This is a genomic window from Gordonia oryzae, from assembly GCF_003797185.1.
Lineage (GTDB): Bacteria > Actinomycetota > Actinomycetes > Mycobacteriales > Mycobacteriaceae > Gordonia > Gordonia oryzae.
Map to the genome: position 1 here is coordinate 1 of NZ_RKMH01000001.1, position 21037 is coordinate 21037.

20 protein-coding genes are annotated in these 21037 nt (G+C 66.4%); 16 read left to right on the plus strand and 4 right to left on the minus strand.

Features of this window, described 5'->3' with window-relative positions; all coding sequences use genetic code 11:
- Positions 1–541: 541 nt before the first annotated feature.
- Positions 542–1657, minus strand: coding sequence for an alanine dehydrogenase (gene ald / locus EF294_RS00005; protein ID WP_123924993.1), 1116 nt, complete (start codon positions 1655–1657; stop codon positions 542–544).
- A gap of 190 nt (positions 1658–1847) precedes the next feature.
- Here ald and EF294_RS00010 point away from each other — a divergent pair, with 190 nt between their 5' ends.
- The 13 genes from EF294_RS00010 (at position 1848) to EF294_RS00085 (ending at position 13980) form a co-directional block, all read left to right on the plus strand.
- Complete coding sequence (locus EF294_RS00010) at positions 1848–2327, plus strand: Lrp/AsnC family transcriptional regulator (protein ID WP_123924994.1); 480 nt, start codon at positions 1848–1850, stop codon at positions 2325–2327.
- A 135-nt stretch (positions 2328–2462) separates the two neighbouring features.
- Positions 2463–3215: a 4-hydroxy-tetrahydrodipicolinate reductase gene (gene dapB, locus EF294_RS00015; RefSeq protein ID WP_123924995.1), complete on the plus strand. Its 753-nt coding sequence runs from the start codon at positions 2463–2465 to the stop codon at positions 3213–3215.
- An 11-nt stretch (positions 3216–3226) separates the two neighbouring features.
- Complete coding sequence (locus EF294_RS00020) at positions 3227–3769, plus strand: hypothetical protein (RefSeq protein ID WP_123924996.1); 543 nt, start codon at positions 3227–3229, stop codon at positions 3767–3769.
- On the plus strand, positions 3769–4224 hold the full coding sequence (locus EF294_RS00025) for a flavodoxin family protein (RefSeq protein WP_123924997.1): 456 nt from the start codon (positions 3769–3771) through the stop codon (positions 4222–4224). Before EF294_RS00020 ends, EF294_RS00025 begins: the two co-directional genes overlap by 1 nt.
- An 85-nt stretch (positions 4225–4309) precedes the next feature.
- Positions 4310–5143 carry a thymidylate synthase gene (locus tag EF294_RS00030; protein WP_123924998.1) on the plus strand — a complete coding sequence of 278 codons (834 nt, stop codon included), beginning with the start codon at positions 4310–4312 and terminating at the stop codon, positions 5141–5143.
- A 73-nt stretch (positions 5144–5216) separates the two neighbouring features.
- Positions 5217–5711, plus strand: coding sequence for a dihydrofolate reductase (locus tag EF294_RS00035; RefSeq protein ID WP_123924999.1), 495 nt, complete (start codon positions 5217–5219; stop codon positions 5709–5711).
- Position 5712: 1 nt separating this feature from the next.
- Positions 5713–6948: a winged helix-turn-helix domain-containing protein gene (locus tag EF294_RS00040; protein ID WP_123925000.1), complete on the plus strand. Its 1236-nt coding sequence runs from the start codon at positions 5713–5715 to the stop codon at positions 6946–6948.
- Positions 6949–7689: 741 nt separating this feature from the next.
- A complete protein-coding gene (locus EF294_RS00055) occupies positions 7690–8454 on the plus strand; it encodes an HAD-IIB family hydrolase (RefSeq protein WP_123925002.1) in 765 nt (254 codons plus the stop codon).
- Positions 8455–9008: 554 nt separating this feature from the next.
- Positions 9009–9761, plus strand: a complete 753-nt coding sequence (thyX, locus tag EF294_RS00065) for an FAD-dependent thymidylate synthase (RefSeq protein WP_123925003.1) — start codon at positions 9009–9011, stop codon at positions 9759–9761.
- A gap of 109 nt (positions 9762–9870) precedes the next feature.
- Positions 9871–10779: a 4-hydroxy-tetrahydrodipicolinate synthase gene (gene dapA / locus EF294_RS00070; RefSeq protein ID WP_123925004.1), complete on the plus strand. Its 909-nt coding sequence runs from the start codon at positions 9871–9873 to the stop codon at positions 10777–10779.
- Positions 10780–11120: 341 nt separating this feature from the next.
- A complete protein-coding gene (locus EF294_RS00075; RefSeq protein WP_006371402.1) occupies positions 11121–12755 on the plus strand; it encodes a ribonuclease J in 1635 nt (544 codons plus the stop codon).
- A 227-nt stretch (positions 12756–12982) separates the two neighbouring features.
- Positions 12983–13261 carry a tyrosine-protein phosphatase gene (locus EF294_RS21710; RefSeq protein ID WP_246007583.1) on the plus strand — a complete coding sequence of 93 codons (279 nt, stop codon included), beginning with the start codon at positions 12983–12985 and terminating at the stop codon, positions 13259–13261.
- An 83-nt stretch (positions 13262–13344) separates the two neighbouring features.
- Entirely contained in the window at positions 13345–13980 is a 636-nt protein-coding gene (locus tag EF294_RS00085; protein WP_123925005.1) for a TIGR03085 family metal-binding protein, read from the plus strand.
- A gap of 141 nt (positions 13981–14121) precedes the next feature.
- Here EF294_RS00085 and EF294_RS00090 read toward each other — a convergent pair whose 3' ends face one another.
- Positions 14122–14457 (minus strand): hypothetical protein, encoded by a 336-nt coding sequence (locus EF294_RS00090; protein ID WP_246007584.1) that lies wholly within the window; start codon positions 14455–14457, stop codon positions 14122–14124.
- On the opposite strand from EF294_RS00090, the gene EF294_RS00095 reads away from it, so the two are divergent.
- Positions 14441–17236, plus strand: a complete 2796-nt coding sequence (locus EF294_RS00095; RefSeq protein WP_123925006.1) for an FtsK/SpoIIIE family DNA translocase — start codon at positions 14441–14443, stop codon at positions 17234–17236. The genes EF294_RS00090 and EF294_RS00095 overlap by 17 nt on opposite strands.
- A gap of 586 nt (positions 17237–17822) precedes the next feature.
- Positions 17823–18812: a TerC family protein gene (locus EF294_RS00105; RefSeq protein WP_123925007.1), complete on the plus strand. Its 990-nt coding sequence runs from the start codon at positions 17823–17825 to the stop codon at positions 18810–18812.
- Between the two features lie 299 nt (positions 18813–19111).
- Here the strand turns inward: EF294_RS00105 and EF294_RS00110 are convergent, their stop codons facing one another.
- Both EF294_RS00110 and EF294_RS00115 read right to left on the minus strand, forming a co-directional pair.
- Positions 19112–19399: a YciI family protein gene (locus tag EF294_RS00110; RefSeq protein WP_123925008.1), complete on the minus strand. Its 288-nt coding sequence runs from the start codon at positions 19397–19399 to the stop codon at positions 19112–19114.
- Positions 19400–19454: 55 nt separating this feature from the next.
- Positions 19455–19988 carry an amino-acid N-acetyltransferase gene (locus tag EF294_RS00115; RefSeq protein WP_123925009.1) on the minus strand — a complete coding sequence of 178 codons (534 nt, stop codon included), beginning with the start codon at positions 19986–19988 and terminating at the stop codon, positions 19455–19457.
- Between the two features lie 210 nt (positions 19989–20198).
- On the opposite strand from EF294_RS00115, the gene pgsA reads away from it, so the two are divergent.
- A complete protein-coding gene (gene pgsA, locus EF294_RS00120; RefSeq protein ID WP_123925010.1) occupies positions 20199–20906 on the plus strand; it encodes a CDP-diacylglycerol--glycerol-3-phosphate 3-phosphatidyltransferase in 708 nt (235 codons plus the stop codon).
- Positions 20907–21037: the final 131 nt, after the last annotated feature.

The following is a 21037-nucleotide window of genomic DNA, read 5'->3' on the forward strand; positions in this document are numbered from 1 at the left end:
CCGCAGAATCCATCATCGAGAAAGTCCAACGCGGACGCGACGCCCTCAACCAGATCAAATCCCAGACAGACCACTAGCGGGCAGGGGCGTTGATTCCCTGGAGGCTCAGCCTTGTCTCGTACCGATGCTCACGCACCGCTCGCAGTCCGCCTGCATCGCGGCGAACTCGCCGCTTTTGCCGAGCATGACCATTCGAGTGCGGAGGGCGATCTGCCTGCTCGTCCGCCCGTCGATCCCGTGTCGGCCCGCACCGCGTGCCGGTGGGTGTGGCGCTACTGCGGTGTCCACGTCTGCGCGTGTTCTCCGTGCCACGCTGGCGACCACGCTCGTCGCCGCAATCGTGTGGTGCGCAGGCAGGGTCGGCGTCGTCTCGATGAGGCGCTCAACGAATGGCGCGCTGGGGAGAGTGTCGGCGTCGATGATGTCACCGCACCGATATGGCGGCGCGAGTAGCGTTCGGTCGTACCTGGTCTCACGCCGACGCCTGCGCCCCATCGAGGGAGCGCAGGCGTCGGGTGTGCCGAGACCGTGTGGTGATCTGTCAGTGCGTGGCGAACGGATTCGCGGTGACCGGGATGTCCAGGGCGATACCGACTTCTGGGGTGAAGAGTTGTCCGTCGTGGGTCGACAGTCCGGCGGCCAGCGAGGCGTCGTCGCGGCAGGCTGCCTCCCACCCCTTGTCGGCCAGGCGCAACACGTAGGGCAGGGTGGCGCCGGTGAGGGCTTGGGTCGAGGTGCGCGCAACCGTGCCGGGCATGTTGGCCACGCAGTAGAAGACGGTATCGTGCACGGTAAAGGTGGGGTCGTCGTGGGTGGTAGGGCGTGAATCCTCGAAACAGCCGCCCTGATCGATCGCGATGTCGACCAGTACCGAGCCCGGCTTCATCTGTGCGACAAGGCTGTTGGGTACCAAGACCGGCGCCTTTGCACCCGGGACGAGGACCGCGCCGATGACCAGATCGGCCTGCTTGATCGCCTCGGCCAAGGCCAGGGACGTCGAGTAGCGGGTATGCACCCGACCACCGAAGCGTGCGTCGATCGCACGCAGCTTGCTGATGTCGAGATCGAAGACGGTGACCTGGGCGCCCATGCCCACGGCGATTGTCGCTGCGTTGACACCGCTGACGCCACCGCCGATGACGACGACGTTGGCCGGCTCGGTCCCGGGGACGCCGCCCATGAGGACTCCGCGACCACCTTCGGATCGCATCAGGTGGTAGGCGCCGACCTGCGGGGCGAGGCGGCCCGCCACCTCACTCATCGGGGCCAGCAACGGGAGCGAGCCGTCGGCGGCGCGAACGGTCTCGTAGGCGATCGAGGTGGTCTGCGATGCGAGCAGCGCGTCGGTGCAACCTCGGCTGGCGGCCAGATGCAGATAGGTGAACAGGGTCTGCCCGGCACGCATCCGCGAGTACTCGGCAGCGATGGGTTCCTTGACCTTGAGGATCATCTCGGCCTGATCCCAGACTTGGTCGGCGGTGGAGAGGATTTGCGCCCCGGCGTGTTTGAAGTCGTTGTCGGCGATCGCCGATCCGAGTCCGGCGCCGGCCTCGACAACCACCTCGTGGCCGCGGTGGGTCAGCTCGGCGACACCGGCCGGGGTGGCCGCGACGCGGTACTCGTTGTTCTTGATCTCGGTGGGAATGCCGATCCGCATGGTGGGGTGCTCCTCGGTGTTGGTGGTCTGTGTTTCGACGACGGTGATCGTCGGCCGGGATGTACTTCGCCGAATGTTTCTCGATCAACTAGCTTCAAGAGTGAAGTAGCTTCGAAATGTGCACAAGGCTGTCGAAAGTAATTCTCCAGTTCGTCGGTCTGGAGAAGATCCATCGCCCAGGAGGTATCTGATGCCCGCTTCACCGAAGGATGTTCGGCCACAGCTCGACGAGGTCGATCGCCAATTGTTGCGGCATCTACAAGCCGACGCCCGGATCACCAACAGCGACCTCGCCACGCGCGTCGGGATCGCTGCATCGACCTGCCACGGTCGTGTCCGTCGGCTGCGGGATCTCGGTATCATCCGCGGCTTCTTCGCCGACGTCGATCCCGCTGCGGTGGGTCGCCCGCTGCGTGCGATGGTCGCGGTCAGCCTGCAATCGGATGCCCGTGGACAGATCCGCAAGTTCGTCGGTGAGATCACCGGCCACAACGAGGTGATCGACGTGTTCTTCCTCGCCGGCTCCGATGACTACCTGCTGCACGTCGCGACCGCAGACACCGAGGAATTGCGTCGCTTCGTGGAGATGCTCAATGCCCGCCGAGAGGTCGCGGGCACGACCACCTCGCTGGTATTCGACCACCGACGCGGCGACGCGCCGATCTACTGACCCGCCTGCGCACAGCCATTTGGGCGCCCTCGTGTACCGGCCGTGGCGCCTGCGAGCGGGCCGGTCGACGCGTCCCCATAGACTTGACGCGGGCCCAATCGGGTCGTACGCGGTAACCCGTCAAGAGAGGCTGACATGGCGCAGGGCATCAGGGTTGGGGTCTTCGGCTCCAACGGCAAGGTCGGCAGGGCGATCGTGTCGGGCATCGAGGCGGCCGACGACCTCACCTACACCGTCGGTGTCGACAAAGGCGACGCTCCGGAGTTCTTCACCGACACCGACACCCAGGTCGTCGTCGACTTCACCCACCCCGACGTGGTGATGGACAACCTGAAGTTCCTCATCGGCAACGGGATTCACGCCGTGGTCGGGACCACCGGCTTCACCGACGAGCGCCTGGCACAGGTACGCGAATGGCTGGCCGAGGCACCCGGCGTGGGCGTGCTCATCGCGCCGAACTTCGCGATCGGTGCAGTTCTGAGCATGCGCTTTGCCCAACAGGCGGCCCGCTTCTACGACTCCGTCGAGGTGATCGAACTGCACCATGCGGCCAAGGCCGATGCGCCTTCGGGCACCGCCTATCGCACCGCGTCGTTGATCGCCGAGGCCCGTGCGGCTGCCGGCGTCGGCCCCAGCCCCGACGCCACGACCGCGGAACTCGACGGTGCGCGCGGTGCCGACGTCGACGGTGTGCGCGTGCACTCGGTGCGCCTCGCCGGCCTCGTCGCCCACCAGGAGGTCCTGCTCGGCACCGAGGGCGAGACCCTGACCATCCGTCACGACTCGCTGGATCGCACATCGTTCGTCCCGGGTGTGCTGCTCGGCGTACGCAGCATCTGCGAGCGGCCGGGACTGACCGTCGGTCTCGACGACCTCATGGACCTGTAGGGGCGCAGCTCATGGCTCCCGACCCCGATCCGTCGCGTCCCGATCCGACCGGATCGGATGCGGATCAGTCGTCCGCCCGGTCGAAGAAGGTCCGCGAGCGCGACGCCCGTCCGATCGTGTGGATGATCGCCTTTCTGGTCATCGCGATGTGCGTGTACTTCGTGCTGCTCGGGCAGCGTGGCGTCGACCTGATCACCAGCGGGACCGCGGTCGGCATCGGCATCGGGATCGGCGTGCTGATCCTGCCGTTCCTGGGGATCTGGATGATCGCAGCCACCCTGCGGGCGGGTATCGAGCATCAGCGGCTGGCGCGCGCGATCGCCGAGGAGGGCGCCGAACTCGACGTCTCCGAGATGCCGCGCCGACCGTCGGGCCGCATCGAGCGTGAGGCAGCAGACGCACTGTTCGCCCGGATACGGCAGGAGTGGGAGGCCGACCCGGACGACTGGCGCAACACCTATCGCATCGCCCGCGCCTACGACTACGCCGGAGACCGCGGCCGGGCCAGAGAAATGATGAAACGCGCTGTGGCGCAATACCGGGGTCGAGCCTGATGGCAACGCTGCTGATCGTGCACCACACGCCGTCGCCGCACTGTCAGGCGATGTTCGAGGCGGTCGTGTCCGGCGCCACCGACCCCGAGATCACCGGTGTCGAGGTGGTGCGCCGCGCCGCGCTGTCGGTGTCGGCCAGTGACTTCCTCGGCGCGGATGGCTACGTATTGGGGAGCCCGGCCAACCTCGGCTCGATCTCGGGTGCTCTCAAACATGCCTTCGACGGTTCGTACTACCAGATCCTCGATTCGACGCGGGGCCGACCGTTCGGGCTGTACTTGCACGGCAACGAGGGCACCGAGGGAGCGCAAGCCGCCGTCGACCGAATCACCACCGGGCTCGGCTGGGAGAAGGCCGCCCAGTACGTGATTGCGTCGAACAAGCCCGACAAGGCGGTGCTGGAGGCGTGCTGGGAGCTGGGCGCGGCGGTGGCCGCTGGCATCATGGCGACCTGAAGGGGTGACAGGCCCCGCCCTCGGTGGGAGAGGACGGCCGAGCTGATCGGCTCGACCGGGCAGAGGTTCACCTACACTTGCTCCCGTGAGCACGGCGATCCACGGCAACGCGCCGACCGGCACGATCCCCACACCATACGAGGACCTGTTGCGGTTGGTGCTCAACACCGGCACCCCGAAGGCCGACCGCACCGGGACCGGTACGCGCAGCCTGTTCGGCCATCAGTTGCGCTACGACCTCGCCGCGGGATTCCCGCTGATCACCACCAAGAAGGTGCATCTCAAGTCGATCGTCTACGAGTTGCTCTGGTTCTTGCGCGGAGACTCCAACGTGCGATGGCTACAGGACCGCGGGGTCAGCATCTGGGATGAATGGGCCGACGCCAACGGTGATCTCGGCCCCGTCTACGGAGTCCAATGGCGAAGCTGGCCGACACCGTCGGGGGAGCACATCGACCAGATCTCGGCAGCGCTGGACATGCTGCGGACCAACCCGGACTCGCGCCGCAACATCGTCTCGGCCTGGAACGTCGGGGAGATTCCGCAGATGGCGCTACCGCCCTGCCACGCGTTCTTCCAGTTCTACGTCGCCGACGGCAAGCTCTCCTGCCAGCTATATCAGCGCAGCGCCGACCTGTTCCTCGGCGTGCCGTTCAACATCGCGTCCTACGCGCTGCTGACCCACATGATGGCCCAGCAGGCCGACCTCGACGTCGGCGAATTCGTCTGGACCGGCGGCGATTGCCATATCTACGACAACCACGTCGAGCAGGTGACGCGCCAGCTGTCGCGGGAGCCCTTCCCGTATCCAGCACTCGCGTTGCGCAAAGCGGATTCGATCTTCGACTACGACTTCGATGATGTCGCGGTCGTCGATTACCAGTCGCACCCCGGGATCACGGCGCCGGTGGCGGTCTGAGCCGTCGTGGCCCGAGGGTGCGCACCCGCATTGCGCCGCACGAGTTGTCGGGGGTGGCCGTTACGCTGGGTTGATGGGCGGCATCACACTCATCTGGGCGCAGGATCGGGTCGGCGCGATCGGCCGCGACAACACCATCCCGTGGCGCGTGCCCGAGGACATGGCACGGTTCCGCGAGGTCACTGGCGCGCACTCGGTCGTGATGGGACGCAAGACCTGGGAGTCACTGCCCGAGCGTTTCCGGCCGCTGCCCGGTCGGCGCAACATCGTGGTCACCCGCTCGCAGACCTATCGCCCGGAAGGCGCTGAGGTGGTCCATACCGTGACCGAAGCGCTGCAGCTCGCCGGATCCGAGGCGGTGGTGATGGGCGGTGGAGAGATCTACACGGCCGCAATGGAGTACGCGATGCACCTGCGCGTGACCGAGATCGACATGCTGGTTACCGACGCCGATGCGTTCGCCCCGGCGATCGACGAGAGGTGGCACGCGACGACCGAGACCGACTGGGCACAGTCGAGCACGGGGACGTTCTATCGGTTCGTCGACTACGTGCGGCACACGTCCTGACGTGGCCGCCGCTCTCACCACGGCTCAGGTCCGCCGCATCGCGCTGACGGCACAGGGATTCGCCGACCGGCCGCCGACGGGGGCCGTAACCATGCGCCTGGTCGAGCGAGTCGTGGCCCGCACCAAGCTGTTTCAGATGGATTCGGTCAACATCGCGGTGCGGGCGCACTATCTGCCGCTGTTCAGTCGGCTCGGCCCCTACGATCAGGCACTGCTCGATCGGGCCGCCTGGCGGCCCGGGCGTGGGCGCCGTTTGTTGACCGAATACTGGGCGCACGAGGCCGCGCTCATCCCCGTCGACGATTGGCCGCTGTTCGGGTTTCGGATGGCCGAGCACCGCGACGGACGCTACCGTCACACGCGAGACACCATGCGTCGCAACCGTGAACTCGCCGACGACGTGCGCGCCGTGATCTCCGAGACCGGGCCGGTGACCCCGCGGCGCATCGAAGAAGTCCTCGGAATCGAGCGCGCACCGCAGGCCGCGGGCGGATGGTGGAACCGCGGTGAGGTCAAACACCTCTGCGAGGCGATGTTCGCCTCCGGTGAGTTCGCCGCGACCCGCGACGACGTCTTCGGACGTCATTACGACCTCGCCGAGCGGGTCGTCGGTGCCGATCGAGTGCACCGGCGTGTCGAGCGGGACGAGGCGCACCGCGAACTCGTGAGGCGTGCAGCATCGGCGTTGGGGGTCGCCACCGTCGCCGACCTCGCCGACTACTACCGGCTCAAGACCGCAGACGTGCGTCCCGCCGTTGCCGACCTGATCGACTCCGGTGTCCTGCAGACGGTTTCGGTGGACGGGTGGCGCGACCGCGCGTACCTTCACTCCGCCGCGACGGTCCCCGTGCGGGTTCGCACAGGTAATCGTGAACGGGGAGCCATTCTGTCGCCGTTCGATCCGCTGGTGTTCTTCCGGCCCCGTACCGAACGAATCTTTGATTTCCACTATCGCATCGAAATCTACGTTCCCGAACACAAACGCGTACACGGGTATTACGTCCACCCGTACCTGCTCGGCGACGAGATTGTGGCGCGCGTCGATCTCAAGGCCGATCGGCAGCGCGGGGTGCTGATGGTTCCGGGAGCATTTTCCGAGGCCGGGCAACGTCTTTCGGAAGTCGCGTCGGCATTGCGACGCGACCTGCAGGTGTTGGCCTACTGGCTCGGTATGGAGTCGGTCGAGATCGGGTCCCGCGGGGATCTTGCCGGTACGCTGCGTCGTCTCTTCGACTGACAAGCCGGAACTGCGCACGGTAGCGCCTCGACGGGGGTTCCCGGCGTCGATTCGTGCCGGGTCGGCGGCACCGCTGCGGCGATGACCGCGGCGAGGGAGTCGGCGGGCGGATGGGCGGGGCGCAGCCCGCCGCCGGTGGGCACCGTCTCGGCGAGGTCGGGATCGCAATGGATCACCGGGAGACCGGCAGCGGCGGCATCGCGCGGGCAATTCGGCGACAAGGGTACGGATGTGGTGCTCCTCGGCCGCCGTGGCCCCGAAAATCGAGGTGCACCCGGGGTCGCCGCGACCGAAATGATCACCGGTGCGCTCGCAGACGATCTGACTACTCCCCGATGTGCGGCAGCGGTGCATCACGGTGGGATCGGCACGACCTTCGGACGTTTGTTCGCGGGCCCTCCGACACTGATCTGTTCGGTGTCGTTCGACCAGCCGATGTGGGGTGGGCAGGTGGACCCGGCTCGGGTTTGCGGCCACCTCACGTTCGCCGACCTCGTCGCGGATTCGCTGACCAATCCTCTCCCGGCGGTGCTGCGCCCAGAGACCTGTGATCGGCCGGACCGGTTCGATGCACGAGACTGGCCGGGCACTGCGACGTCGCCGCACCCACATGCGACATTGTCGAGACCGCCGCATGAGCCGGAATGGCATCGGTCAGTCGGCGATGACATGCTTGTGCACCGACCACGCGAATACATCCGTACGCACTAATCCATCCACATAAAGAGGTAAGACACGACGATGACGGTGACCTTCGGCGATCACGACTATGCACTGGTGATGTTCGACCTCGACGACACGCTCGCACCCTCGAAGAGTCCCCTCGACGCACTGATGGTCGAGGTGTTGCGGCGGCTGCTGCAGCGGTCGCTGGTGTGCATCATCTCCGGCGGGCGCTACGAGCAGTTCCGCGCCCAGGTCCTCGACCGGATCGGTGGCGTTGAGGAGGTTGCCAATCTCCATCTGATGCCCACATGCGGCACCCAGTACGTTCGGTACTCCGATGGTCAGTGGGAAACCGTGTACGCCGAGAACCTCACCGACGACGAGAAGCAGCGCACCCTCGACGCCCTGGAGGCCGGTGCGAAGGAACTCGGGCTCTGGGAAACCGAGACATGGGGTCCGATCCTGGAGGACCGCGGCAGCCAGATCACCTACTCGGCGCTGGGACAGTCGGCGCCGGTGGACGCCAAGAAGGCCTGGGACCCCGACGGCGCGAAGAAGGAATCGTTGCGGGCCTATGCCGCCGAACGACTTCCGGATCTGGAGGTCCGCAGCGGGGGCTCGACATCGGTAGACGTGACCCGCAAGGGCATCGACAAGGCCTACGGCGCACGCAAACTCATGGAGATCCTCGACCTGGGCCTCGACGACATCCTGTTCTTCGGGGACCGGCTCGACGAGGGTGGCAACGACCGCCCCGTCCAGGACATCGGTATCACCTCCATCGCGGTCGAGGGCTGGGAGGACACCCACGGCAAACTCGTAGCACTGCTGGATAACTGAGCCACCGGGTCTGATCGGCATCGGGAGTCGGGAGTTCGGTCCAGAGCTGACGTGTCCGGTCGCGCGCGTGGTGATCCGGCGGTCACGCGGTATGAACGGCCGTGATACCGGCGCGGTCCGCGTATCGGCCTGGTCGGCGACGAACCGCCAGTCCATCTGTGCCGCAGAGGGTGACACGGTCGGCATGGCATCTCCGTGGGCGTCGAAGTCGTCACGCCGGATCTGCCGGTTGGTTGCCATCGGTGCCGGAAAGAGCGCGGCACCCGCGGTGTGCTCGTGTACGCCGGGACATCATCGTGCGGCATATCCGCCATGTCCCCGGGGTTGATGTCGCAGGGTGCTCGCGTCGGCGCAGGTCGATCCGGCGATGACATCGACTCGGACGTCGAGATTCACCCACTGCTCACCGCGCTGGCCGTCTCGCATGCCGGGCGTGAGTTCGGCACGGGGTGCGCGGAATCGTCGAGGACGCCGGTGGGAGAATCGATGACTGCGTTCTGCTCCCGCCGGGGGAGAGGCGATGACCGGCGAGAGTCATGTGGAGAGGAGGCGACGTGTCCGAGATGGTTCCGTTGCGGGTGCAGATGGTGGCCGCCACCGAGTTCACCGCGCCATCGGAGGTGCCCTGGACCACCGACGCCGACGGCGGAGAGGCGCTGGTCGAGTTCGCCGGGCGAGCCTGCTATCAGAGCTGGGACAAACCTAATCCGCGGACCGCGACCAATGCCGGCTACCTGAGGCACATCCTCGAGGTCGGGCACCTCTCGCTGCTCGAGCACGCCACGGTGACCTTTTACATCACCGGCATCTCCCGGTCGTGCACCCACGAACTCATCCGCCACCGGCACTTCTCGTACTCCCAACTGTCCCAGCGGTTCGTCCCCGAGCATGACTCGAACGTGGTGGCACCACCGGCCATCAGCGGCGATGCGGAACTAGAGCGTCTGTTCACCGAGGCCACCGACGCCAGCCGCGCCGCCTACACCGAACTCCTCGCCGCGCTCGAGTCGAAATTCGCCGACGTCCCCAATGCGATCCTGCGTCGGAAACAGGCTCGGCAGGCCGCGCGGTCGGTGTTGCCCAACGCCACCGAAACCAAGATTGTCGTCACCGGCAACTACCGCGCATGGCGCCACTTCGTCGGGATGCGCGCCACCGAGCACGCCGACGTCGAGATCCGCCAGCTCGCCGTCGAATGCCTGCGCCAGCTGATGCAGGTCGCGCCGACGGTCTTCGGTGACTTCGAGATCGGCACGCTCGCCGATGGCACCGAGGTCGCGACCTCACCGTTCGTGCTCGAGGGCTGAGGTCCTCCCAACGCGGCACCGGCGGCCACAAAGCGCTGGTGGCGCGCCTTTCTGCGACACGCAGTGCCCGTTGGCCGCAGGCCACGGCGCCCCGGTAATCTTGACCACCATGAGCGCAACCGAGTCGCAGCCACAGGCGCACCCGTTCGGGACCAACGTCGTGGCGATGGTCACCCCTTTTCGTCCCGACGGTTCGCTCGATCTGGACAAGGCCGCCGAGCTCGCCGATCACCTGGTTGGCAAGGGCTGTGATGGACTTGTGGTCAGCGGCACCACGGGCGAGTCGCCGACCACCACACCCGACGAGAAGATCGAATTGCTGCGCGCCGTGCTGGATGCGGTGGGCGACCGCGCGCGCATTACCCAGGGCGCGGGTAGCTACGACACCGCCGAGAGCATCCGCTTCGCGCAGGCGTCGGAGAAAGCCGGTGCGCATGGTCTGCTCGTCGTCACGCCGTACTACTCCAAGCCGCCGCAGGCGGGTCTGCTCGCGCACTTCCGCGCCGTCGCGGATGCCACCAGCCTGCCCGTCCTGATTTATGACATCCCGCCCCGCTCGGTGGTGCCGGTTGCCAACGAAACGATGCTCGCGCTCGCCGAACACCCCCGGATCAAGGGCGTCAAGGATGCCAAGGGCGATCTGCATGCAGCCGCGGGACTGATCGCCTCCAGCGGCCTCGAGTACCTCTCGGGCGAGGATGCGCTCAACCTGCCGTGGCTGTCGATCGGTGCGACCGGCTTCGTCAGCGTAATCGGCCATCTCGTCGCAGATCGCTTGCGCGACATGCAGATCGCCGTCGAGAAGGGTGATCTGCAGACCGCCAGATCGATCAACGTCACCATGCTCCCGCTCGTCAACGCGATGGGCCGGCTGGGCGGGGTAACGATGGTCAAGGCGTCGTTGCGCATCCTCGGGCTTGATGTTGGGGACCCGCGCCTACCGCAGGTACCCGCCGACGGGCCGCAGATCGAGTCGCTCATCGCCGATCTGCGCACGGCTGGATTGCTGGACCGATGACCGGCCCCCAGCGCCGCCGCAGCGCCCGACGCCAGGCCGGACCGCCTGCACCACCCACGGATGCCGCTGGCTCGCCCGCCGTGGATCCCCCGAAGGCCTCAGCGTCTGGCGCAGGGGCCGAAAGTGCGACTGCGCAGCAGGATTCGGCCCGCCACGCCGCGTCGGCGCCGACGGAAAACCGAGGTGGGGGACAACCCCGTCGGTCCGGTCGGCATGAGCGCCGCGACAACGCGCGAGGTGCACGAGGCGGTGGTGGTGGCCGGGATCGAGGCACCCCCACGCCGCCGGCACCCGTCGATCGACTCGGTACGCCGCGCCGACTGCCGAAGGGCGCGCTGCGTGTGGTCGCCCTCGGCGGCATCGGTGAGATCGGCCGCAACATGACGGTGTTCGAGTACAACGGCAAACTGCTGATCGTCGACTGTGGGGTGTTGTTCCCTGAGGACGCGCAGCCGGGCGTCGACCTGATCCTCCCGGACTTCCGCTACATCGAGGACCGGATGGACGACGTCGAGGCGGTCGTCTTGACCCACGGGCACGAGGATCACATCGGTGCGGTCCCGTTCCTGCTGCGACTGCGCGGCGACATTCCCGTCGTCGGATCCAAGTTCACGCTGGCACTCGTCGCGGCCAAGTGCCGCGAACATCGGTTGCGTCCCAAGCTCATCGAGGTCCGCGAAGGCGAGCGAACCACTCACGGCCCCTTCGAGTGCGAGTACTTCGCGGTCAACCACTCCATCCCGGACGCGATCGCCGTCGCGATCCGGACCCCGGCCGGACTGGCCCTGCACACCGGCGACATCAAGCTCGACCAGCTGCCACTCGACGGCAGGCTCACTGATCTGGCCGGATTCAGCAGGCTCGGCGACGAAGGTGTCGATCTGTTTCTCGTCGACTCCACCAACGCCGAGGTGCCGGGATTCGTCACCCCCGAACGGCAGATCGGGGGAGTGCTCGACCAGGTGATCGGCAAGGCGCGTGGCCGGGTCATCGTCGCCTCCTTCGCCAGCCACGTGCACCGCATCCAACAGATCATCGACGTCGCGCACACCCATAACCGCCGGGTCACCTTCGTCGGCCGTTCGATGGTCCGCAACATGCAGATCGCCCAGGACCTCGGTTACCTGCACGTGCCCGACGGCGTCGAGGTCGACATGGACACCGCGGCAACCCTGCCCGACCACCGGGTGGTGCTGATCTCCACCGGATCGCAGGGTGAGCCGCTCTCGGCGCTGTCACGGATGGCTCGCGGGGAGCATCGGCAGATCAACATCCGCTCCGCCGATCTGGTGGTGCTCGCCTCGTCGCTCATCCCCGGCAACGAGAACTCGGTGTTCGCGGTCGTCAACGGCCTCGCGAAGCTGGGCGCCACGGTCATCACCCAGCAGAGCGCCAAGGTGCACGTCTCCGGCCATGCATCGGCCGGTGAACTGCTCTACCTCTACAACGCGGTCCGGCCGAGCAACGCGATGCCGGTGCACGGCGAGTGGCGTCACCTCCGGGCGAATGCCGCGCTCGCCGAGGCCACCGGAGTGAATCCGGATCGGATCATGCTCGCCGAGGACGGCGTCGTCGTCGACCTCGTGGACGGGCAGGCTCAGATTGTCGGCCGCGTCCCGGTCGGCCACGTCTACGTCGACGGCCTGTCGGTCGGTGACGTCGGTGAATCGACGCTGTCGGAACGACTCGTCCTCGGGGAGGGCGGATTCATCGCGATCACCGTCGCCGTCGACTCCACCACCGGGCGTGCGGTGAGCACCCCCGAGGTCTCCGGTCGCGGTTTTTCCGACGATCCGGACGCCCTCAAGTCCGCCGCCGACCTCGTCGATCAGGTGCTCGACACGCTGGCCGCAGAGGGCGTCTCCGACACCCACCGGATCGCGCAGGGCATCCGCCGGACGGTGGGCCGGTGGGTGGCCGACACCTATCGGCGCCGACCGATGATCGTGCCGACGGTGCTCGCCGTGGGCGACTGACCCAAACGCGGCGATCTCTCAGAACTCCCTGCGCGTCAACGACTCCGGAAGGTTCGACGGCGACCGTCCTGGTCGACGTCCCGTGGACAGCGTCGGCTACCGATCTCATCGACATCGGTTCCGCCTATCGCCAGTTCGTGGGTAAACCCGGTGGCGCGGCTGGTCTTTCGCGATTCGCTGCTGTCCATCCACGGTGCGGTCGCCGACGGCCCGGCGGTGCTCGTCCAGTGCCCCGCGGCAAGGACCGGACCGATTGGCCCGCCGCAGTGCTGTTGACGATCTGCGAGGTCGACCGCTCGATCGTCGACGCCGACTACCTCGCCAGCACCCGGTTCTGGCACGCGTCGGACGCGGGCCCGCTCGACGGCGTGAAGCTCGGACTGTTCGATACCGTGTTCGGCGCGGTGCAGACGACCTACGGAATCTGTGACAACGACGTGCATCGCGGGCTGGGTCTGGCGACGCAGGCGATGCCGGTGTCGACGCGCTGCGCCACATACTGCTGATCCCGGCACGCTGACACCGACCCGGCCGTGATACCGGGGCGCGGTGATCGACGATCGTCGGTCGCAGACAGTAGCGTAGGGGAGTGAGCTTCGCCCAGGATGAACGCCGTGCCCTTGTCGACTCGATGCGTGAGGTGGGGCCCGACGCGCCGACCCTCTGCGCCGGATGGACCGCGCGCGATCTTGCCGCGCATCTTGTGGTCCGGGAGCGCAGGCTCGACGCCGCGCTGGGAATTCTGATCAAACCCCTCGCCGGGTATACCGAGAAGGTGCAGGCGTCGGTGGCCGCCGACACCGACTGGCACAAACTTCTCGCCGATCTCGCCTCCGGTCCACCGATCTTCTCACCCATGCGCCCGCTGGACCGCTGGGCGAATCTGGCCGAGATGTTCATCCATCACGAGGACGTGCTGCGCGGTGCCGTCGACCCCGACAGTCAGTGGGTTCCGCGCGTCCTCGACCCCGGACTCCAGGACGCACTGCGGATGCCGTTGCGGTCGATGAGCAAGATGACACTGCGCTCGATGCCGGCTCACGTCACGCTGCGCAGTACCGACGGTGCTGATCTGGCCTCTGGCGGCAGAGGTGAGCCGGTGACGGTGACGGGTAGCACCGGGGAGTTGTTGCTGTTCGCCACCGGTCGTACACCGGTGGCGGTGACCTTCGACGGCGATTCCGGACGGATCGATGCGGTGAAGGCGGCGGCTCACGGCTTCTGATCGCCGCACTGTGCTGTTGTACCTCTGAGCGTGGCGGCTTCCGGAATGAGACGGTGCTGACACCGCCACGTCGCGGGTCACGAATTCGACACGCGCCCGTGTTGCCGGTGTTGCCGGTGTGACTGAGGTGATCATTGCCGACTAGTCTGTCGGCATGGCTTCGAGAGTACGCACTGGCACGCGCACGCCCGCCTCTCGCGCGTCGGGGGGCTCCTCATCCGCACGGTCGGGGACATCGGCGCGCTCACGAACGTCGGCGTCGGCGTCTCGGTCGAAGAATGGCGCGAGCGCCAAGGCGACCTCGAAGGCCGGGAAGGCGCGTTCGGCCGGCACGCGTTCGTCCCGGTCGGGTGCGCGAAACGCCGCTGCGGGCACGACACGCACGTCGGGCTCCTCACGCGGGACGTCGCGGTCGAGTGCCTCCGCGTCGGCCGACATCTCGCGGCGGAGTTCGGGTGCTGTGGGTGCTGTGGGCAAGGGTGTCGGCAAAGGTATCGGTGCCGGGTGGGGACTTCTCGCACGCGGAGTCGGTGGTGTCGCGCGTGCGGGTTCGGGGCGCCGGCGACCGTCGAACCGGCGTACCGGGTTCGATGAGTTCGACGACCATGACCTCTACAACGATGACTCTTACGACGGCCAAGACGACGACGTCGAGGTAGCCGCAGAGTACGACGATCCCGATCTCGGCGCCGACCCCCCTCGCAGACGACGCGCAGGCGAACGACATGCACAGCGCGGCCGCGCGTCGGCCACCGGCGACGCTGGCGGCCACACACACCGGCGCGATGGCGTGGCCCTCGGGTTGCTGGCGCTCGCCGTGCTCATCGCGGCCGGAGTGTGGTTTGGTGCCGCCGGTCCTGCCGGTGCCTTCATCACTGCGCTGATGCGAGCGATCGTCGGGTCGTTGGCGGTCCTGATCCCGGTTGCACTGGTCGCTACGGCGATCGTCCTGATGCGACGACCGCCGAACCCGGAGCGTCGGGGCCGCTACATCGGAGCCGCGCTGCTCATCGTGTTGCCGTTGCTGGGACTTATCCATCTGGTGGCGGGGTCGCCGACCGATCTCGACGGTCGATCGAGTGCCGGAGGGTTCCTCGGGTTTGCCGTCGGCACGCCGCTCACCGCCGGTGCCACGGCGTGGGTGTCGGTGCCGATTCTGTTGTTGTGCATGGCCTTCGGTGTTCTCGTCATCAGTGGCCGGACGGTGCGTGACGTGCTCGACGCAGTGCGCACCTACCTCGGCCTGACCGCAGGCGTCGACGACTGGGACACCGACGATGAACTGCCGTGGGATGCCGAGGTCGATCTGGTCGAGGACCCCGACTCCTACGATCGTGACGACCTCGGGTCCGACGATCGGTTCGGCGCGTCGTCCACACGTCGCGGTCGCCCGGTGGCCGACCCGGGATACTCGCCCGATCCCTACGACAACTACCCACCCGACCTCAACGCGGAGAGCCCGCGACGCGCACGTCGATCTCGTCGCCCGGCGCCGGTGAGTGCCGGCGACGTGCTGGCGTCGGCGACGACGGAGAGTTTTGGCGATGACGCCACCACCGATCCGTTCGTCGACGAGGTCACCGAACCGCTTGGTGAGCCACCGGCGCCGCGGCCCGCGCGCAACCGGTCCACCGCAAGGGCGAGCGCGGATACCGCGACGTCCACACGCGCCACGCCGCCCGTGGCGACTCCACCTGTCCCGGCGCCGACCCTTGTCGCCGACGACGCGGACGAGCCGTTCACGGTCGAGCCCGCCGACGGCGACTATCGGCTTCCGCCGACCACGCTGCTGATCGAGGGTGACCCGCCGAAGCAGGGGAGCAGCTCGAACGAGGACATGATCGACCGTGTCACCGGTGTCCTCGAACAGTTCAAGATCGATGCAGCGGTCACCGGTTACACGCGGGGACCGACGGTCACCCGCTACGAGGTCGAACTCGGTCCGGGTGTCAAGGTTGAGAAGATCACCGCCCTGCAACGCAATATCGCCTATGCGGTGGCCACCGACAATGTGCGACTCCTTGCGCCGATCCCAGGTAAATCGGCGGTCGGTATCGAGGTACCCAACTCCGATCGCGAAATGGTGCGTCTTGCCGACGTCCTCACCGCGCCGTCGACGCGCAAAGACGGTCATCCGCTGGTCATCGGGCTCGGCAAGGACATCGAGGGTGACTTCGTCAGTGCGAATCTCGCGAAGATGCCGCACCTGTTGGTGGCCGGCTCGACCGGGTCGGGAAAGTCGAGCTTCGTGAACTCGATGCTGGTCTCTTTGCTCACCCGGGCCACACCCGAACAGGTGCGGATGATCCTCATCGACCCGAAGATGGTCGAGTTGACGCCGTATGAGGGCATCCCGCATCTGATCACTCCGATCATCACCCAGCCGAAGAAGGCCGCGGCCGCATTGGCGTGGCTGGTGGAGGAGATGGAGCAGCGCTACCAGGACATGAAGGCGTCCCGGGTGCGTCACATCGACGACTTCAACGCGAAGGTGCGTTCGGGTGAGATCACCACTCCACTCGGTTCCGAGCGCGTGTACCAGCCGTATCCCTACATCGTGGCGATCGTCGACGAGCTCGCCGACCTGATGATGACCGCGCCGCGCGATGTCGAGGACGCGATCGTGCGTATCACCCAGAAGGCTCGCGCCGCGGGTATTCATCTGGTGCTGGCCACCCAGCGTCCGTCGGTGGACGTGGTGACGGGCCTGATCAAGACCAACGTGCCCTCCCGGCTGGCCTTCGCGACGTCGTCGCTGACCGATTCGCGCGTCATCCTCGATCAACCGGGCGCGGAGAAGCTCATCGGCATGGGCGACGGACTGTTCCTGCCGATGGGGGCCAACAAGCCGATCCGCATGCAGGGCGCGTTCATCACCGACGAGGAGATCAGCGCCGTCGTCGACTACGCCAAGGAGCAGGCCGAGCCCGAGTACACCGAGGGCGTGACGGCTGCCAAGGCAGGCGACAAGAAGGACATCGACTCTGACATCGGCAACGATCTCGACGATTTGCTCCAGGCGATCGAATTGGTCGTCAGCAGTCAGTTCGGTTCGACCTCGATGCTGCAGCGAAAACTGCGTGTGGGCTTCGCCAAGGCCGGACGTCTCATGGATCTGATGGAGACCCGCGGGGTCGTCGGACCGAGTGAGGGATCCAAGGCCCGTGAGGTGCTGGTGAAACCGGAGGATCTGGCCGGTGTCATCGCGTCGATCACCGGCGGTGGCGATCAGGACGGCGATACCGCGCCCGAGTAGAACCGGCCCCGCGATTTCCGGCGTCGCCGTGCGCAGCGAGCTGGTCGCGTGCGCGTTGCCGAGGCCCGCGACGTTCGCAGGAGTACCGATGGGTGACCGTCGAAGAGCGCCGCCGTCAACAACGGTGACCTCGGGTCCCCTACCAACGCCTGCTCGTCGGCCTCCGAGGGCGCCCATAGCACGATTGGCGCCGACCTGATCGATCGGACGATCGGGACCGCCGTTTCCGCTGCTGACGTGCGGCATCGACTGGGCTGCGGTGTGCAGGTCTCTCCATGGTCGCTGCGGGGGTCCGGAGTCGCGCCAGGTCCGCTATCGTTCGGGTGGCGGTCGGGCAGGTCGACGCCGTGATTCACACGGTCGGGTGTGTGTGCCAGGCGAACCGCTCGAATCAGACATCAGATAAGGTGGTCGTAGATCGAAGAGGGGAGTATCCCCATCTCGCGGCGGGTCCGTCAATACGGTCTCGGATTCCGAAGGTGCCGATCACCTTCGGGCCGAGGCCCGGATCCCCGGTCGTCTATCGGCGGGAGAGACCTCTGGCATCGCAACCGTCTTTGTGCTGCGCGCTGGAGGTAGATCGCTCATGCAAGTCTCGTACACGATGTGGATCATCACGTGCCTGGTGATCCTGGGTCTGTTCGTTTTCGACTTCTTCGCCCACGTCCGGGTTCCGCACGCTCCCTCCCTCAAGGAATCGGGCATGTGGTCGGCCGTCTACATCACGATCGCCGTCGTCTTCGGCGGATTCGTGTGGTGGAAATGGGGATCGACCTACGGCGGTGAGTATTTCGCCGGGTACGTCACCGAGAAGGCCTTGTCGGTCGACAACCTGTTCGTCTTCGTCATCATCATGTCGAAGTTCGCCGTGCCCAAGGAGTACCAGCAGAAGGTGCTGCTGCTGGGCATAGTCATGGCGTTGGTGCTACGAGGTTTGTTCATCGCCGTCGGCGCTGCCGCGATCAACGCCTACAGCTGGGTGTTCTACCTGTTCGGTGCGTTCCTGATCTTCACCGCGATCAAGCTCCTGCGCGAGAGCGACGATCCGGTCGAGCACGAGGAGCAGCGCGAATCGCGTATGGAACGGTTCGTCAAGCGGGCTCTGCGTACCACCGACACCTACGACGGTGACCGCCTGTTCACCCGGATCTCCGGCAAGCGGATGGCGACCCCGATGTTGTTGGTGCTCATCGTCATCGGCTTCACCGACATCCTCTTCGCCCTGGACTCCATCCCGGCGATCTACGGACTGACCCAGCAGCCCTACCTGGTCTTCACCGCCAACGCGTTCGCCCTGATGGGTCTGCGCCAGCTGTACTTCCTGCTCGGCGGCCTGCTCGACCGCCTGGTGTACCTCTCCTTCGGCTTGTCGTTCATCCTGGCCTTCATCGGCGTCAAGCTGGTGCTGCACGCGTTGCACGAGAACACCTTGCCGTTCATCAACGGCGGCGAGCACCTGTCGGTCCCGGAGATCTCCACCCCGCTCTCGCTGGGCATCATCGTCGGCACCCTGGTGATCACGACGGTCGCGAGTCTGGTGAGTTCGCGACGACAGAAGACGGTTCCGCCCACGTGATGAGGTCGGTGCGGTGCGGACCGCCGTCGTTCCGTACCGCAGCCGGTCCGTACCGCCGTCCACCACATAGCAATGGTGTGCCACGGCGGCATCCACGGTCTCGGTCATCAGGCTACAAGTCGGGCCGTAGGTCTCCTACGCCTCGACCATGTTCGTGATGTCTCGACACGCTCGGTCGGCTTGCCGGGGTGGAGGATGTCGGACCGAGGGGAGGCCTCGACTCTCGGTGAGCAACTCGCCGCCCGTGCTGCGAACCGCTCGTGCTGCGAACCGCTCGTGGCGCGATAGGTCGCGCGAGATCAGTCCTCGAACGGTCCGTATACCTGGGTGAACTCGACGATGCGCACCGAATCGACGGCCTGGTGCGCGTTGAACGGGTCGTTGGCCATGAATGCCTCGGCAGCGTCGATGTCGCCGTCCACCCGGATCATGATCAATGCTCCGGAACCATCGGGATAGGGGCCGCTGAGGAGGACGTGTCCGGCTTGGTACTCCTCCGACAGCCATTGACGATGGATGGCACGGTGGGCGTCGCGGATGCCTGCCGCTGCCGGCTCGTAGCCATAATGAACCGCATAGATGGTCACGAAGGAATCTCCTTGCTTTGGTGAATGTGGTGTGACACGTTGGGGTTTGGGCTCACTATGCCGATTGTTCGGCGGCCTGCGCGTCGAGGTGCACCAGCATTCTGGTGTTGCCGAGCGTATTGGGCTTGACATAACTCAGGTCGAGGAATTCCGCGACACCGGTGTCATAGGAGCGGCACATCTCCTCGAACACCTCTCGAGTGACCGGCGTGCCCTCGATCTCACGGAATCCGTGCCGGCCGAAGAATGCGGTCTCAAAGGTCAGCACGAAGACGCGTGCGAGTTGCAGCTCGCGCGCCACATCGAGCAATCGCGCGACGATCCGGTGGCCGATACCGCGCCCGGCGCACTCCTGATCGACGGCGACCGTGCGAACTTCACCGAGATCGGCCCAGAGTACGTGGAGTGCACCACAACCCACGACGAGCCCATCGAGTTCGGCCACCCAGAACTCCTGTACGGCCTCGTAGAGTGTGACGAGGTTCTTCTCCAACAGGATTCGCCCGGCGTACTGGTCGATGAGTTCCTTGATGCGGGTCACGTCGGAGGTGCGGGCACGACGGACGACGACCTCGCCACGGGAGTTCATGGGTTCATCTTGCCCCCAGGACCGCCGGGCGCGTCACCGGGAGGTACGCCCATCGACAGGAGGCGCGACGGGGCAGCGGCGAGTGTGGCCCCGAGTGCGCGCGGGTCCGCCGGTCGCCGAGCGCGCATCGGTCGATATCCTGGTGATCGTGCGAATGAACGACACGCGTCCGACGCCGAGTGCAGGAGTCGGCGCCCGGGACGCGGTCTCATGACCGATCGAGTGCGCCGGGCGGTCAACGAACGCGGTCTCGCCGACGTCGGGCGGGGACCCGATCACATCACCGATCCTGTTGACCCGGTGCCCGTCGTCAACATCGCCAATGTGCTGACTGTCTTCCGGATCGTCTTGGTGCCGGTCTTTCTGGTCGTGCTGTTCATCGACGGCGGACATGACACATGGTGGCGGGTCGGTGCCGCGATGATCTTCGGTGTCGCCGCGATCACCGACCACATCGACGGGCGCCTGGCCCGTGGCCGCAATCTCGTCACCGACTTCGGCAAACTCGCCGACCCCATCGCCGACAAGGCATTGATCGGTTCGGCTCTGATCGGACTGTCACTTCTCGGGGATCTGTCGTGGTGGATCGCCGCGATCATTCTGGTCCGCGAACTCGGTGTCACCGCACTGCGGTTCTGGGTCCTTCGGCACGGGGTCATCCCGGCCAGCCGTGGCGGCAAGCTCAAGACGTTGCTGCAGGCCATCGGTATCGGATTGTTGCTCTTCCCGTTGAGCGGATCATTACATCTGGTGGCGGTGATCATCATGTGGGTGGCCGTCGTGATCACAGTGGTCACCGGATTCGACTACGTGTGGCAGGCGCTGCGCATACGTCGTTCCGCCCGTCATCGGGCCGGGCGGACCACACCGCCGCACCACGTCAGCCCCATCACCGAATCGGGTTCCGAGCGACACTGATCCACGCAGGAACGTCATTGGCGCCGGCGCCGGCTTCCCGAGTGTGTATCCGAAAGTGGGACATGCCCCGGCTCGCCGCCGGACAGACGCGGCGGCGGCCACGGAATTCGACTACTGTCGTCCACACGCGC